Source organism: Asaia sp. Ae19-3 (genome assembly GCF_059801175.1).
In genome coordinates this window covers 84,690-99,344 of sequence record NZ_JBCHWF010000001.1, presented here as the reverse complement: position 1 = coordinate 99,344, position 14,655 = coordinate 84,690, and the positions used below count along the sequence as shown (strand labels likewise).

The 14,655-nt window shown below is 56.5% G+C and carries 10 protein-coding genes and 1 pseudogene; 3 read left to right on the top strand and 8 right to left on the bottom strand.

Annotated features, from left to right (window positions below; translation table 11 throughout):
• Positions 1-2: 2 nt before the first annotated feature.
• On the top strand, positions 3-1,106 hold the full coding sequence (locus AAID99_RS00455) for a protein NO VEIN domain-containing protein (RefSeq protein WP_498492701.1): 1,104 nt from the start codon (positions 3-5) through the stop codon (positions 1,104-1,106).
• Positions 1,107-1,218: 112 nt separating this feature from the next.
• On the opposite strand, the pseudogene AAID99_RS00450 reads toward AAID99_RS00455, so the two are convergent.
• A pseudogene (locus tag AAID99_RS00450) lies at positions 1,219-2,016 on the bottom strand (IS5 family transposase).
• Between the two features lie 250 nt (positions 2,017-2,266).
• On the opposite strand from AAID99_RS00450, the gene AAID99_RS00445 reads away from it, so the two are divergent.
• Entirely contained in the window at positions 2,267-4,066 is a 1,800-nt protein-coding gene (locus AAID99_RS00445; protein WP_498492699.1) for an AAA family ATPase, read from the top strand.
• A 176-nt stretch (positions 4,067-4,242) separates the two neighbouring features.
• Here the strand turns inward: AAID99_RS00445 and AAID99_RS00440 are convergent, their stop codons facing one another.
• The 7 genes from AAID99_RS00440 to AAID99_RS00410 form a co-directional block, all read right to left on the bottom strand.
• The gene (locus AAID99_RS00440; RefSeq protein ID WP_498492697.1) at positions 4,243-4,944 is read right to left on the bottom strand and encodes a response regulator; all 702 of its coding nucleotides are present in this window, start codon (positions 4,942-4,944) and stop codon (positions 4,243-4,245) included.
• Positions 4,944-7,616 carry a DUF4118 domain-containing protein gene (locus tag AAID99_RS00435; RefSeq protein ID WP_498492695.1) on the bottom strand — a complete coding sequence of 891 codons (2,673 nt, stop codon included), beginning with the start codon at positions 7,614-7,616 and terminating at the stop codon, positions 4,944-4,946. Before AAID99_RS00435 ends, AAID99_RS00440 begins: the two co-directional genes overlap by 1 nt.
• The gene (kdpC, locus tag AAID99_RS00430; RefSeq protein ID WP_498492693.1) at positions 7,613-8,233 is read right to left on the bottom strand and encodes a potassium-transporting ATPase subunit KdpC; all 621 of its coding nucleotides are present in this window, start codon (positions 8,231-8,233) and stop codon (positions 7,613-7,615) included. Before kdpC ends, AAID99_RS00435 begins: the two co-directional genes overlap by 4 nt.
• Before the next feature lie 10 nt (positions 8,234-8,243).
• Positions 8,244-10,349, bottom strand: a complete 2,106-nt coding sequence (gene kdpB, locus AAID99_RS00425) for a potassium-transporting ATPase subunit KdpB (protein WP_498492691.1) — start codon at positions 10,347-10,349, stop codon at positions 8,244-8,246.
• A 14-nt stretch (positions 10,350-10,363) separates the two neighbouring features.
• Positions 10,364-12,070 (bottom strand): potassium-transporting ATPase subunit KdpA, encoded by a 1,707-nt coding sequence (kdpA, locus tag AAID99_RS00420; protein WP_498492689.1) that lies wholly within the window; start codon positions 12,068-12,070, stop codon positions 10,364-10,366.
• Between the two features lie 2 nt (positions 12,071-12,072).
• Positions 12,073-12,162: a K(+)-transporting ATPase subunit F gene (gene kdpF, locus AAID99_RS00415; protein ID WP_148301563.1), complete on the bottom strand. Its 90-nt coding sequence runs from the start codon at positions 12,160-12,162 to the stop codon at positions 12,073-12,075.
• A 236-nt stretch (positions 12,163-12,398) separates the two neighbouring features.
• On the bottom strand, positions 12,399-13,232 hold the full coding sequence (locus tag AAID99_RS00410) for an SPFH domain-containing protein (RefSeq protein ID WP_229719521.1): 834 nt from the start codon (positions 13,230-13,232) through the stop codon (positions 12,399-12,401).
• A 311-nt stretch (positions 13,233-13,543) separates the two neighbouring features.
• On the opposite strand from AAID99_RS00410, the gene AAID99_RS00405 reads away from it, so the two are divergent.
• Positions 13,544-14,614 (top strand): cobalt-precorrin-5B (C(1))-methyltransferase, encoded by a 1,071-nt coding sequence (locus AAID99_RS00405; RefSeq protein ID WP_188424548.1) that lies wholly within the window; start codon positions 13,544-13,546, stop codon positions 14,612-14,614.
• The last annotated feature ends 41 nt before the right edge of the window (positions 14,615-14,655 follow it).

The window sequence follows — 14,655 nt, the reverse complement described above, 5'->3', positions numbered from 1 at the left end:
CCGTGACCAGAATAATCGTAGCACATGTGGTTTGGGTTGACCGTTATCAGGGCGATACGGCAACAGTACGAAACGTTGGCCATCGGTTTGAGCAAGCGGATCATATAGATGAAAATTCCGGAGAAGTCTTCAACTTCAGCCCTATAGGCGGACGATGCATAGGGTATGTGCCGCGTTTTACCCAGCATACAACAAAATCTCCGAAGAGATTCAAGACTATGAATATCGACCGTCTCGGGGCGTCACCCTTGGATGACTCCCTTAACGGCGTCACCGTTGTTTGGACTGCGACCCCAGGTCAAGGGAAACAGCGAGTAATAGTAGGCTGGTACGAGAATGCTACGGCGAATCGCATAGCCGCAACAGGCTTAGATCCATCGCGTCCCGGCGAAAGCTTCTATTTTTCTGCGCCCGCAAATCATTGTTTTCTTATCCCGGCCGAACTTCGGGACTTCGAAATTCAACACGCTCGCAAAGCCTCAGATGGAGACGGCCCAGGGAACGACGCCTTCTATTACCCCGGAGAACGAGTGAAGAAAGAGATAATACAATATTTGAAAATCGTGCCATCACAAGTGATTTCTAAAACACAATCCGATAATACCAAACAATCAAACGCGCCTCGCGCCGGATCCTCTAATAAAGGCCCTCGCCAGCCCGACACTGAAATGCGTCTCGCCGTTGAAGAAGCGGCGATGAAAGCCGTGACACATGCGCTTCGAGCTGGAGATTGGTCGGTTGAGGATGTATCGGCTCTCAACAAGGGTTGGGATATCTCCGCCGCAAAGAAAGGAACTCGACACCTACGTGTTGAAGTCAAAGGGCTGTCAGGATCGGTAGCAACGATTCAGCTTACACCCAATGAGTACGCAAAACTCAGGAATGATATCGAGGATGCCGAGCAAGATCGTTACGTGATCGCGATCGTCACAAATGCTCTATCGGAAGACCCTACGTTGCAAGCATTTTCCCGCGCCGAAGGCGTGTGGTTGCCGTTTGACATCCAAAAAGGACACCACAAAAGAGAAGCTCTTTGCCGCCTTACCGTGACAACGGTAGAATCAGCTATATGCTCCGTTGTGGAAAAACGTTCAAATAATCGATAGTGAGATAGCGATCGCTGAATAAAAAATATTTCCTCAAACCTATGTGCATATCTGATACCGAGATCCGTTAACTTAAGATCGATTTCAGCGTCCTGAGCGCCCTTTTGGAAATTCACGAATGAGCGTTTCGGCGTAGCAAGAGGCTTCCCATGGCGATGTGTATCATGGCCTTTGCGACGTCGATACGCTATTCGTAGTCCCTCACCAGTCGGCGCCAGCGGATCATCCAGCCGAAGGTGCGTTCAACGACCCATCGGCGTGGCAACACCTCAAATCCTTTTGCTGTATCTGACCGGCGGCTAATCTCGACCGTAAAGTCGTGAATGGCCGCTTTGTCCATCAACTGCAAGCGGTCCTAGGCCCCATCAGCGAACAGATGCTTTACCCACGGCCAGCGTTTGCGGATAGCATCCAGGATTATCTGTTCGCCCGCACTATCAGAAATATCGGCAGGTGTGAGTCGGACCAGAAGCGGTCGGCCATCTGCATCGACTGCGATGTGGCGTTTCCGGCCAACGACCTTCTTGCCTGCGTCATAACCACGGGTCTTTGCATTCGGCGCCTTGATACTTCGGCTATCGATAACGCCACCAGATGGACTGGCCTCGCGTCCTGCGGCCTCACGATCAATCCTCAGGCAGACATCATGGATGGCCTGAAACAGGAAACGGCGCATCAGCCTGCGGAACCACCAATAGATGGTCTGCCTTGGACCAAAATGAACAGGCAACATTTCCCAGTCACAGCCTGAACGGACAAGATAACGCAGCGCGTTGATGATCTCACGAAAATCAGTTGCCCGCTTTCGGCCACGCCGGTGCAAAGGGGGCTTCAGGGGCGCTAAACGCTCCCATTCCCCATCGGTCAGATCAGCCGGATAACGCTTCGTCTTGCGCTTGATATTGGCCATCTAGCCTCGTTGTTCTGGCGTCTACATCCTGACTTTGAATCACGCACAAGACCGCCGGAAAACACCTCATACCAAATCTCCTAATAGGCCCTAAACCCTAGTGCTACCAGCAGCAGATTCTCGACTCAGTGCCTCAAAATCCGGATGAAAGATAATGGCCTATGAAAAAAGAAAAATAAGATGGATGTTCTCGAATTACTAATTTACAATTATTTCCGTACATATTTTACCAATACGAAAGGCCAATCTAATGTATTTAACCAGAATAAATCTCAATAACACAGGCCCTATCGATCACGCAGATATTGTTTTGAAATTCAATAGCGATGGTTCTCCGAAGCCCATTATTTTTGTGGGACAAAACGGCGCAGGAAAGAGCGTAGCCACAGCATATATAGTAAATGCCTTGATCGCAGCACATGGAACTATTTTCGTAGATTCGGATGTTGAGGCGGGGAAAGTCTATAAGTTAAGAAGTCCAACTTATATTCGGAATGGAGAGACATATTCGACTGCAGAATTAAATTTCTCCAATAATTTCACCGTTCACGAAGGTCAATTTCTAAAGCCCAAAAACCAATATGAAGCACCATTACCTAATTATCCAAAATGGGACGAAATTCAGGGAGATGATACCTCACACTACTCGACAAATTTTCACGAGCGAATCAATGAACTCAGGAAAGAATTGAATACCAATACTCATATTTTCTTTCCACCAAACAGATTCGAGGAACCTGCTTGGCTTAATGAGTTAAATCTGATAAACAAAGCAAATTACACCTCGATAAAAAATTATTTGAATTACTCAAACCGTCCAGTTATTATATATGCGCCAATGCGAGAAATACAAAATTGGCTTCTTGATTTATTATATGATAGCAACGCGCTCGAAAAAACCAGAACTATCATCCCTGCATATCACACAGCAGGATATTCGATGCCGCCCGCCAAAGAAGTAATACAGCAAAATGGCCCAGCAACATCAATCTTAAACCAAATTGCTATGTTCTTAAAGAAGTTATTCGGAAAGGACGGAAATTTAACTTGGATTGTTGGCAGAAGAAACATGAGAAGCGTTGGTATATCCATAAATAACGAAAAAATTACCGATAACCTATTCCAACTCTCAACTGGACAGTCAGTACTTCTTGATCTTTTTCTTTCTATAATCAAAGATTTTGATTTTGGACATTCTAATATTAATAGCTTGGGTGACATTTCTGGTATAGTAGTTGTCGATGAGATTGATCTTCATTTGCACACTGATTTCCAACATGATCTTTTACCAAATTTAATTCACCTATTTCCTAAAGTACAATTCATACTAACTACTCATTCCCCTCTGTTTTTGATTGGTATGGAAAAGACGTTTACGTCAGAAGGTTTCCAACTTGTTGAACTTCCTTATGGCAGAGAGATCGAGGTTGAGCGCTTCTCCGAGTTTGAAGCAGCATATAGACATATGTGCGATAGTGCACGTTTCCAGGCCGAAGTCCAATCTAGAATAGATGCCAGCAAAAGGCCAATTATTTATTTGGAAGGGACAATAGATATAGACTACATAAAAAAAGCTGCAAATATTTTAGATAAAAACCATATTATTGATCAATTCGATTTAGTCGATGCTGTGGGCTATTCTCAGTTAAACAAAATTTGGGATACTTACAGAACACATCTAGGCCAAACCATAAAACAGAAATGGATATTGTTATATGATTGCGATATACAAAAGACTTCTACTCAGCTTGGAAATTTGTTTTGCAGAACGATTCCGCAGCAGACACATAAAATCTCATCAGGAATAGAAAATTTATTTCCGGATGAAACAATCCAACGGGCGATTGAATATAAACCTGCCTTTGTGGATATAAGCGGCGATCATACAGTAACAGTGAGAGGAGTAAAAAAAACAATTCCCGAAGAGTGGAAAATAAATAAAGACGAGAAAAGGAACTTATGTGATTGGATATGCAATAACTCGAAAAATAATGATTTCGTGCATTTTATGATCATATTTGATATTTTGGAAAATATTCTATCACTTTGATTGATTAAAAAACGGCTGATAGAGGTGCCTAGCACGTGATTTGAAGCTTGTATCAGAAAGCTCTCCCAAAGGACGGAGTCTCCTCGATAACTTTATCAACGTAGGCTGTGCTAATGTCTGTTTTCGGTCATCTCTTCTCGAAAACAGACATTCCGCTTTCCCTCTTTTTTGGATGTTCATTCAATCTTCGACGCTGCGCAGTTTACCAGCCGATACCCCACCCCCGTCTCGGTCAAAATATGCCGCGGCCTTTCCGGGTCAGGCTCAATCTTCTGTCTGATCTGGCGGATATAGACCCGTAGCTGCTGCACATCGCCTGTCGGGCCCCAGAGTTGTTTCATGATGGTCTGGTGCGTCAGCACGCGGCCTGCGTAGCGCACCAGCATGCGCAGGATATCCCACTCGCGAGGGGAGAGGCGGAGTTCCTCGCCACTGCGAAATATCTGGCGGCGGACGAGGTCTATGGTCAGATCGCCCGAGGTAAAAAGCGGCACCGTGCCCTCCTGTTGCAGGCCGTGGCGCAGGGCGTTGCGCAGGCGGGCGATGAGTTCGGCCATACTGAAGGGTTTGGTCACATAGTCATCCGCCCCGGCTTCGAGGGCCGCAACCTTGCCGCGCTCGTCGTCACGCACTGAAAGAATGACCACGGGCAGATTGGGCCGGTCGCGGCGTAGCTGGCGCAGCACCTCTACCCCGGCCATATCCGGCAGACCCAGATCGAGCAGAACGAGATCGGGCGGGGTTTCACTGGCGCGTTGCAGGGCCTGCTCGCCTGACCCGGCTTCCAAAATGCGCCATGACTGGCTCGCGAGCGTGGTGCGTAGCAGACGCCTAATGGCGGGTTCATCATCGACAACCAGAAGGGTCGGGTCGCTCATCAGGATGCCTTTTCTGCCAGAGGAAAGCGCAGGGTGAACATCGCCCCCTGCCGGTCGGGGCGGTTTGCCGCCGTTATTTCTCCCCCCATCGCTTCAACGAAACCGCGCGCAATGGCAAGCCCCAGCCCGGTGCCCGCCCGCGCCGTGTCGGCAGCGGCGAAGCGGGTGAATTTGGCAAAAAGTACCGCCGGGTCGCGTGCGCCAAAGCCCGGCCCCTCATCCAGAATGGCGATGACGAGATGCGCGGCCTCTACCGACAGCCTGACCGTAATAGGCGTGCCGGACGCGGTATATTTGGCGGCATTATCGAGAATATTGAACAGCGCCTGCTCAAGCAGCACGTCATCAAGCGGTACGATCGGCAGATCAGGCGCGACTTCCAGGGCGACAGGATGCGCATCCAGCAAATTCGCGGCGCGTGAAAGAGCAGAGGCCGCCACCTCGGCGCAATCGACCGGTTCGTGACGCAGCGGCAGGGCGCCAGCCTCCAGCCGTGTCATGTCAAGCAGATTGCCGACAAAGCGGTTCAGCCGCTCGGCCTCGTCGGTCAGTGTCGTGAGCAAGTCATGACGCCCCTCCTCCCCCAAAGCCTCGCCGTAGTCGCGCAGGCTGGAGGCTGCGCCCAATATCGAGGCGAGCGGTGTGCGAAGGTCATGGGAGATCGAGGTCAGGAGCGCCCCGCGCAGGCGGTCGGTCTCGGCGTCAAGGCGCACGCGGTCGAGATCGCGAGCCAGCAGAATGCTCTCTATCGCGGTCGCCGTCTGTTCGCCCAGCGCGTCAAGCAGGCCCTGCTGCTCGGCATCCAGCAAGGCGCCGCCGCGGTCGCGGTCGATCCCGAGCAGGGCCACTGGCCCGCGTCCCGTACGCAGCGGCATAAAGAGCCAGCGGACGCCGGGCAGATTATCGGAACCACGCCCCGCCACGCGGTTGTTTTTCCAGGCCCAGCTTGCTGCGGCAAAACCGTCTTCGCCAATCGGATGGCCGGAATCATAAGAGGTCTGTACGCGCAGCACCCCGTTTTCGGGCATCAGCAGCACGACGCGGCAATTGAGCAGGGTCGCCATCTGGTGGCTGACCGACCAGAGCAGATCATCCAGCTTGATCATGCCAGTAATGGTGCGGCTGAAATGATAGAGCGATTGCGTGACTTCGGCCCGATGCCGCGCCACCACGGCCTGACTGCGCACGCGCGCGCCCAGATTGCTCGCAATCAGGGCCGTGGCGAAAAAGAAGAACAGCGCCACCACATTATCGGGAGCCGCGATGGTCAGGGTATAAAGCGGCGGTAGAAAGAAGAAATTGAAGCAGAGCATCCCGAGCAGCGAGGCCCAGAGAGACGGCCAGAGCCCATAGGCCACCGCCACGCCCAGAATGGCGGTTAGAAAGGCGAGCGAGACATTGCTCACTTCAAAGCCCTGACGCAGCAGCAGCGCCAGACCCAGCGCTGCCAGAACGATGGCCGTGCTGCCGAGATAAGGGCTCAGGCTTGGTCTGATTTTCTCGCGCAGACGCCCCGTTACCGCCTCGCCAGAGCGCGGCACGACATGCACCGGAAAGCCGTCGGAGCGCTGGATCAGCCGTTCGGTCGTGCTACGTCCCAGAATCTGCCGCAACCGCCCAATCCAGCCCGACCCGGCAGGATGCGCCGCCACGATCTGCGTCACGTTCTGGGCGCGGGCAAAAGAGAGCGTATCGAGCACAACATCATGCCCGGGAATGGTCACGGTCTCGGCTCCGAGCGATTGTGCCAGATGCATCTGCGACGCCATGCGGGCACGGGCATCATCGGTCAGATCGCGGCTGGTCTCGACATGCAGCACGATCCATGGCGCGTGCAGCCTGTCAGCCAGGCGCTTGCCATAGCGCAGCAGGCTGGCATCGCCATCCTGCAGGGTCAGGCATACCATCACGCGCTCGCCCGCCGCCCAAGGGCCAGCAATGGCATTGGCCTTCATGTGGTCGACGAGCTGCGCATCGACCTGCTGCGCCGTCTGGCGCAGGGCCAGTTCACGCAGGGCCGTCAGATTGCCCGGCGAGAAATAATGCAGCATGGCGCGACCCGCCGTATGCGGGCCGTAGATCTTGCCATCGCGCATACGCTGCAACAGATCGTTCGAGGTCAGGTCGATCAGCTCCACCTCATCGGCCTGCTCCACCACCCGGTCCGGCACGGTCTCACGCACGCGCACGCGGGTAATGGAGGCGATGACGTCGTTCAGGCTTTCGAGATGCTGGATATTGACCGTGGTATAGACGTCTATACCGGCGGCGAGCAGGTCTTCGACATCCATCCAGCGCTTGGGGTGGCGCGAGCCGGGCGCGTTGCTATGGGCCAGTTCGTCGACAAGGGCGAGCGCGGGACGACTTTCGAGCAGGGCATCGAGATCCATCTCCTGCAGTATTTGCCCGCGATAGGCGACAGGGCGCGTCGCCTGCGCAGCCAGCCCCTCAACGAGAGATGCCGTCTCGCTCCTGCCGTGGGTCTCGACCACGCCGATCAGCACGGCCACGCCTTCACGCTGCTGCTGATGGGCCGCAGTGAGCATCTCGAATGTCTTGCCGACACCCGGCGCCGCACCGAGAAAGATCTTCAGCCTTCCCCGGCGCGACGAGCCGCCATTCTGGCGAAGCAGCGCGTCAGGGTCCGGGCGGTCGTAATCGCGTGGGGTCATTGGCCCAGTCTATCGAGCGCCTGATTGAGCGCCAGCACATTGACATGTGGCTCCCCCAGAAAACCGAGGATCGGCGCTTCTGTCTGGCTCTGCACAAGATGACGCACCCGGTCAGGCGACAACCCCCGTGCCTTCGCGACACGCGCAATTTGAAAGAGCGCGGCATCGGGCGAGATATCGGGGTCAAGCCCGCTGGCGGAGCTGGTCACAAGCTCGACCGGAATACGCCAGCCCTGTGCCAACGCATCGGGGTTTTCAGCACGGAGCTGAGCCGTGCGCGCCGTTACCTGATCGAGCAGCGCCTTCGAGGTCGGCCCGGCATTCGAGGCGAGAGAAGCAGCCGCGTTGTAGCGCATGGCGATCGTTTTGGAGGCATCCCTGGGGTCAGGCCCCATCGTGGCAGAAGGGCGACCGTGGAAATATCGTGGCGCCGTAAAATCCTGCCCGATCAGGCTCGAACCGATCACCCGGCCTTTGGCGTGGATAAGGCTGCCAGTCGCCTTTTCCGGCAGGAGCAGGTTTGCAAGCGCCGTCATGCCCAAGGGGTAGGCCAGACCGGTCAGGGCAGAGAGCAGGAGGAAGAGAACAAGCGCCGGGCGCAGTTGAGAGAGGACCATGAGTGTTTCCTCAGACCAGACCGATATGGGTGACGACAAGGTCAATCAGCTTGATGCCGACAAACGGCACGATCAGACCACCCACGCCATAGATGAGCAGATTGCGGCGCAGCAGGGCAGCAGCACCGACCGGGCGATAGCGCACGCCGCGCAGGGCGAGCGGAATAAGGGCGATGATGATCAGCGCATTGAAAATGATAGCAGACAGAACCGCACTTTCCGGCGTGGCCAAATGCATGATGTTCAGCCCTGACAGCGCGGGATAGAACCCGACGAACATTGCCGGGATGATGGCGAAATACTTGGCCACGTCATTGGCAATCGAGAATGTGGTGAGCGCGCCGCGTGTCATCAGCAATTGCTTGCCGATGCCCACGATCTCGATCAGTTTTGTCGGATCGCTGTCGAGATCGACCATGTTCCCGGCCTCTCTCGCAGCAACGGTGCCGGTATTCATGGCCACACCCACATCGGCCTGTGCGAGCGCGGGGGCGTCATTCGTGCCATCGCCGCACATGGCGACCAGCTTGCCTGATTCCTGCTCCCTGCGGATCAGCGCCAGCTTGGCCTCCGGTGTTGCCTGAGCCAGAAAATCATCCACACCACTTTCGGCAGCAATGGCCGCAGCAGTCAGCGGGTTGTCACCCGTGATCATGACCGTGCGGATCCCCATGCGGCGCAATTCGGCAAAGCGCTCGCGTATGCCGCCTTTCACCACGTCTTTGAGATGCACCACGCCCAGAAGACGCCCATCATCCAGTACGGCAAGCGGCGTTCCACCCTGACGGGCAATACCATCGGCAATGCTACGTATCTGCGCCACCGAGGCCGCATTCTCGCCAATGGCGGCAATCACGCTCTCGACCGCGCCCTTGCGTATCTGACGTGCCCCAATATCGACGCCGCTCATGCGTGTCTGGGCCGTAAAGGGCACGAAATGCGCCCCGGTGGCGTTGAGTTCGCGCCCGCGCAGGCCGAAACGCGTCTTGGCCAGCACCACGATAGAGCGCCCCTCCGGCGTTTCATCGGCAAGAGAGGCAAGCTGGGCGGCATCGCCAAGCTGCTGCTCGGTCACACCGGGCACAGGCATGAACGCGCTGGCCTGGCGATCGCCAATCGTGATGGTGCCTGTCTTGTCGAGCAGGAGCGTATCGACATCGCCAGCCGCCTCGACCGCACGCCCGGACATGGCGAGCACGTTGAAGCGTATGAGGCGATCCATACCCGCAATGCCAATAGCCGAAAGCAGGGCGCCAATCGTTGTCGGGATGAGCGTGACAAAAAGCGCCACGAGCACCAGCACCGAGATGCTGCCGCCTGAGTAATGGGCGAAGGAGGGAATGGTCGCCACCGCGATGATGAAAATGAGCGTCATGCCGGCGAGCAGAATGGTCAGCGCAATTTCATTGGGTGTTTTCTGGCGCTGCGCCCCTTCGACAAGCGAGATCATGCGATCGAGAAAGGTCGAGCCTTGCGCTGCCGTGATCCGCACGATCACCCAGTCTGACAGCACACGCGTGCCGCCCGTCACAGCAGAGCGGTCACCACCGCTCTCGCGTATGACGGGGGCGGATTCACCCGTGATGGCCGATTCATCGACGGACGCAATGCCGTCGATCACCTCGCCATCGCTCGGGATGAAATCACCCGTCTCGACCAGAACCACATCGCCAACCCCCAGTTCGGGTGCTGCGACTTCCTCATAAAGCCCGGCGGGAGAATACAGCCCGGTATCGGTCGGGATCAGACGCTTGCCGCGCGTTTCGGTACGCGTGCGACGCAGGGAGTCGGCCTGTGCCTTGCCACGCCCTTCGGCAATGGCTTCGGCGAAATTGGCGAAAAGCAGCGTGAACCACAGCCAGAGCGTGATCTGAAGCGCGAAGCCCGTATGGGGCATCCCTTTGATGATATCGCGGAACAGGAGGATGGTGGTCAGCATCGTGACCACCTCGACCACGAACATGACCGGGTTGCGTATCATCACGCGCGGGTCGAGCTTGCGCAGGCTTTCTGCCATCGCGGGCAGAACCAGCGCGCTGCTCAGCACTGTTGTACGCGCGCGCGGGGCTTTGCGCGCCCCGTCAGACCGGGGCGCGGGAGAAGGAAAGGAGATCATGAGACAGGCGCCTCTTAATAGGTGGTGCCGTGAAGCATCGCGAGATGCTCGACAATCGGACCGAGAGCGAGAGCGGGAAGAAAGGTCAGACCGCCGACAATCACGATCACACCGGCCACAAGCGCGATGAACAGCCCGTTATCGGTCGGAAACGTGCCAGGCGTCGGGGCGGCAACCTTCTTGGCGGCCATGGACCCCGCAATGGCAAGCGCCGGTATGATCACAAAGAACCGGCCGATCATCATGCCGATGCCCAGGGTCACATTCCAGAAGCTGTTGGCGGTCAGCCCCGCAAAGGCGCTGCCATTATTGGCGGCGGCGGAGGTATAGGCATAAAGCGCTTCGGTGAAGCCATGCGGCCCGCTTGCCGACAAGGCGGAAGTTCCGGCCGGAATGACAACGGCGAGTGCCGTGAAGCCAAGCATGACAAGCGGCAGACAGAGCACGGCCAGCATGGTCATCTTGATCTCGCGGGCTTCGATCTTCTTGCCCAGATATTCCGGCGTACGCCCGACCATGAGACCGGCCATGAAAACCGCAATCAGGGCAAAAAGAAGAAACCCGTAAAGCCCGGAGCCGACGCCACCGAAAATCACCTCGCCAAGCATCATGTTGATGAGCGGCACCATGCCACCCAGCGGCAGGAAGCTCTCATGCATCGCATTCACCGCGCCGCATGACGCATCGGTGGTGACGGTAGCAAAAAGCGCCGACGCAGCCACACCGAAACGCGTCTCCTTGCCTTCCATATTGCCGAGCGCGCCATCGAGGCCGAGCGAGGCGAAAAGCGGGTTGGCATGGGCTTCGGACCAGTAGAGCACCCCTGCCCCGATCAGGAACAGCGCGGCCATGGCAGAGAAGATGGCCCAACCCTGCTTTTCCTGCCCGATCATGCGACCGAACATGTTCGTCAGCCCTGCGCCCAGCGCAAAGATGCACAGCATCTGCACGAAATTTGTCAGCGCATTGGGGTTTTCGAATGGATGGGCCGAGTTGGTGTTAAAAAACCCGCCGCCATTCGTCCCCAGCATCTTGATTGCTTCCTGCGAGGCAACAGGACCGAGGGCGATAGTCTGGTGACGGCCTTCCAGCGTAAATGCCGACACGCTGCTCCAAAGGGTCTGGGGCACGCCTTCGAGCACGAAAAACAGGGTCAGCAGCACACAGGCTGGCAGCAGCACATAAAGGGTCACGCGCACCAGATCGGCCCAGAAATTGCCAATGGTCGTGGCGCTACGACGCACGAAACCACGCATGATGGCCGCGGCAATGGCGATGCCCGCAGCGGCAGAAACGAAATTCTGCACAGTCAGGGCCAGCATCTGGCTAAGCGGGCTGAGCGTGGTCTCACCACTATAGCTCTGCCAGTTTGTATTGGTCAGAAAGCTGATGGCCGTATTATAGGCAAGATCCGGCGCTACCGCCCCCAGGCCGCCGGGGTTGAACGGCAGCACACCCTGCAGACGCAGCAGCGCATAAACGGCGATGAAGCAGAACACCTTGAAAAGGATCACGGCCAGCGCATATTGCGACCATGATTGCTCGCGCGTCGGCTCGACGCCCGCAAGGCGATAGATCCCGCGCTCCAGTGGGCCGAGCATACGCCCCGGAAGATGGCGCTCGCCTTCGAGCACGCGTTTGAGAAAACCTCCGAGCGGTCGTGTCAGCGCGACCACGCAGAGAAAGAACACCGCAATGGTGATCCATCCTGAAAGGCTCATGATCAGAACCTCTCGGGACGAAGAAGCACGGCGGTGACATAGGCCAGCAGGCCAAGCGTCACGATACCGCCAAGAACAAGATCAGGCGTCATTTTAGATCCTCTGGCAGATCGAAATGAAGCCGAGACAGAGCACGAAGCCGAAAAGGCCGAGTGCGCCGTAAAGAGCATCAAACATGAAAAAAGGCTCCCTGAAGAGAGCCCGATTATCGATCCGCACGCCATAGGAATGACAGAAGGCGCAGCCCGAAGCTTTATAGGAAAGTCATAGGAATTTTGGTGCCTTTGCGTCGCCTAACAGGCGACACGAAGACAGGGTCAGGCAAAAGTCACACGGCGGTCGGTATGAACTGGCCAGAAGCCGCGGCGGCAATCTGGCCGCTATTCATGTCGATCGGTACGAAAATCACCGTCGCCTTGCCTGAGCGGCTGGCGGTCACGACCATATCGGCCTGATTTACATTCTGCATCAAGGTGAGAATAGCGTCTTCGCTGACATCGGGAATGCTCTTGCGAAACAGCTCCGCCGCCTCGGCAAAACCGGCAGCGATAGCCTTGCGCTCATTGGCGATCCCCTCACCCTGCAGCTTCTTGCTCTCCGCCTCGGCTTTGGCAATGCCCACACGCCGCACCATCTCGGCCTCGGCTTCTGCCTGAGCGGCATCCTTGCGGGCAATCGCTGCCAGCTTGTTGTTCATCGCTTCCTGTATCTCGCGCGGCGGCATAGGCTGCTCGATGGTAACACCATGGATATCGAGGCCTGATTCAAGCGCGTCCGCCACCTGATCATCGATCACCCGTCGGGCGATCTCGTTGCGCTGCGAATAGAGTTCCGCCAGCGTCATGGTCGAGGCGATCTGCCTGATCTCGTTTTCGACGCGAAAAACGAGCCGTTTGACAGGCTGCGATACCTTGTAGGCGTAATTGAATACAGCCTCGCTATCATCTCGGACGCTGTAGAGCAGCACCCAGCGGATCTCGATGAAGACGTCATCCAGCGTCTTAACCTCTGATGACGTCTCGACCTGCATCTGCTGCAGCGACACCTTGTATGAAACACGCGTGAGGATCGGAATACGGAAGTGCAGGCCGCTCTCGAGCAATTTGCGCTGCGGCTTGCCCAGAAATTCGGTGACGTAGACCATCCGCCCCGGGACGATCATCACGCCCCCAAGAAGGAAAAACACGACAAGAAAGGCGGCAACAGCGATAACAAGTATCGCAAGTACGGGCTCGGGAATGGTCAGGGCCTCCTTTTTTCTTTTCGATATCGTGTCAGGATTTACCAGACGCCCGACTAAACTTCACAATGAAAATGCCTCAAATGCCCGCATTGTGAGTTTTCGCCGCAGGAGCCGCAGAACCACGCACTCCAAGCAGGCTCTGGTGATATCCGGCGCGAGATGCGATGTAGAGCGTCTAGGCAAAGTGATGCGGCCCCGAGCCGCCCGGATATCAGGGAGGCAGAGCCGAGATGACGCAAGCCACGGCCCTGCGTCGGGGATGGACGACAGGCAGCTGCGCAACAGCCGCCGCCAAAGCGGCCTGGGCCCTGCTCGTGATCGGTGACTGCCCGGACCCTGTCACCATTACCCTTCCCGGCGGCGGAGAGGCGGCGTTTTCGCTGGATGGATCAGGACGCAACGGCGACACAGTTTGGGCTCGTGTCGTCAAGGATGCCGGAGATGACCCTGATGTTACCCATGGGGCGCTGATTACCGTCACCGTGGCGCGCGCATCGACAGGCAGCGGTATCGTTTTTCGTGCCGGCAGCGGTGTCGGGACCATCACCCAGCCAGGCCTTCCCCTTCCCCCCGGCGAGCCCGCGATCAACCCTGTGCCACGCAAGATGATCCGCACCGCTCTGGAGCAGATCACCCCCGGTGCCGCAGACGCTATCGTCACGATATCCATTGCCGATGGCGAAGAACTGGCCAAACGCACATTGAATGCACGGCTCGGCATTCTCGGAGGCTTGTCAGTGCTTGGGACCACCGGAATTGTGATTCCTTATTCCTGCTCGGCATGGATTCATTCGATTCATCGTGGTGTGGATGTAGCAAGGGCGCTCAACCTGCCCCATATCGCAGGCAGTACGGGATCGACCTCTGAAAAATCCGTCCGCTCTCTCTACACTCTGCCAGACCCGGCCCTGATCGAGATGGGAGATTTCGCGGGCGGGTTTCTGAAATATCTGCATCGCCACCCCGTGCCGCGCCTCACCATTGCAGGCGGTCTCGCCAAAATGACAAAACTGGCCCAGGGCCATCTCGACCTGCATTCAAGCCGGACACTGGCCGACCCGCAGGCCCTGGCCCTTATTGCCGCGCCGCTTGGCCTGACGGACGCTCAGCTCTACAGGCTGGAAAAGGCCCAGACGATCGCGCAGGGCTATACTGCTCTGGGTGATGACAGGCTTGGCTCCCTGATCGCTCAGCGTGCGGCCGAGAGGGCAAGAGACACCCTCGCCGATCCTGAATGCCAGCTCGATGTGGTCATATTCGACAGGCAGGGTGCGTTGCTCGGGCGCAGCACGCTTCTCTAGTCTCACGGAACTCCCTTGCATGGGCTGTCCGCAAAGGGTGG

Coding starts and splice junctions, on each gene's coding strand:
- AAID99_RS00445 (WP_498492699.1), top strand. CDS start 2,267: ATGTATTTAACCAGAATAAATCTCAATAACACAGGCCCTATCGATCAC.
- AAID99_RS00440 (WP_498492697.1), bottom strand. CDS start 4,944: ATGAGCGACCCGACCCTTCTGGTTGTCGATGATGAACCCGCCATTAGG.
- AAID99_RS00435 (WP_498492695.1), bottom strand. CDS start 7,616: ATGACCCCACGCGATTACGACCGCCCGGACCCTGACGCGCTGCTTCGC.
- kdpC (WP_498492693.1), bottom strand. CDS start 8,233: ATGGTCCTCTCTCAACTGCGCCCGGCGCTTGTTCTCTTCCTCCTGCTC.
- kdpB (WP_498492691.1), bottom strand. CDS start 10,349: ATGATCTCCTTTCCTTCTCCCGCGCCCCGGTCTGACGGGGCGCGCAAA.
- kdpA (WP_498492689.1), bottom strand. CDS start 12,070: ATGAGCCTTTCAGGATGGATCACCATTGCGGTGTTCTTTCTCTGCGTG.
- kdpF (WP_148301563.1), bottom strand. CDS start 12,162: ATGACGCCTGATCTTGTTCTTGGCGGTATCGTGACGCTTGGCCTGCTG.
- AAID99_RS00410 (WP_229719521.1), bottom strand. CDS start 13,232: ATGATCGTCCCGGGGCGGATGGTCTACGTCACCGAATTTCTGGGCAAG.
- AAID99_RS00405 (WP_188424548.1), top strand. CDS start 13,544: ATGACGCAAGCCACGGCCCTGCGTCGGGGATGGACGACAGGCAGCTGC.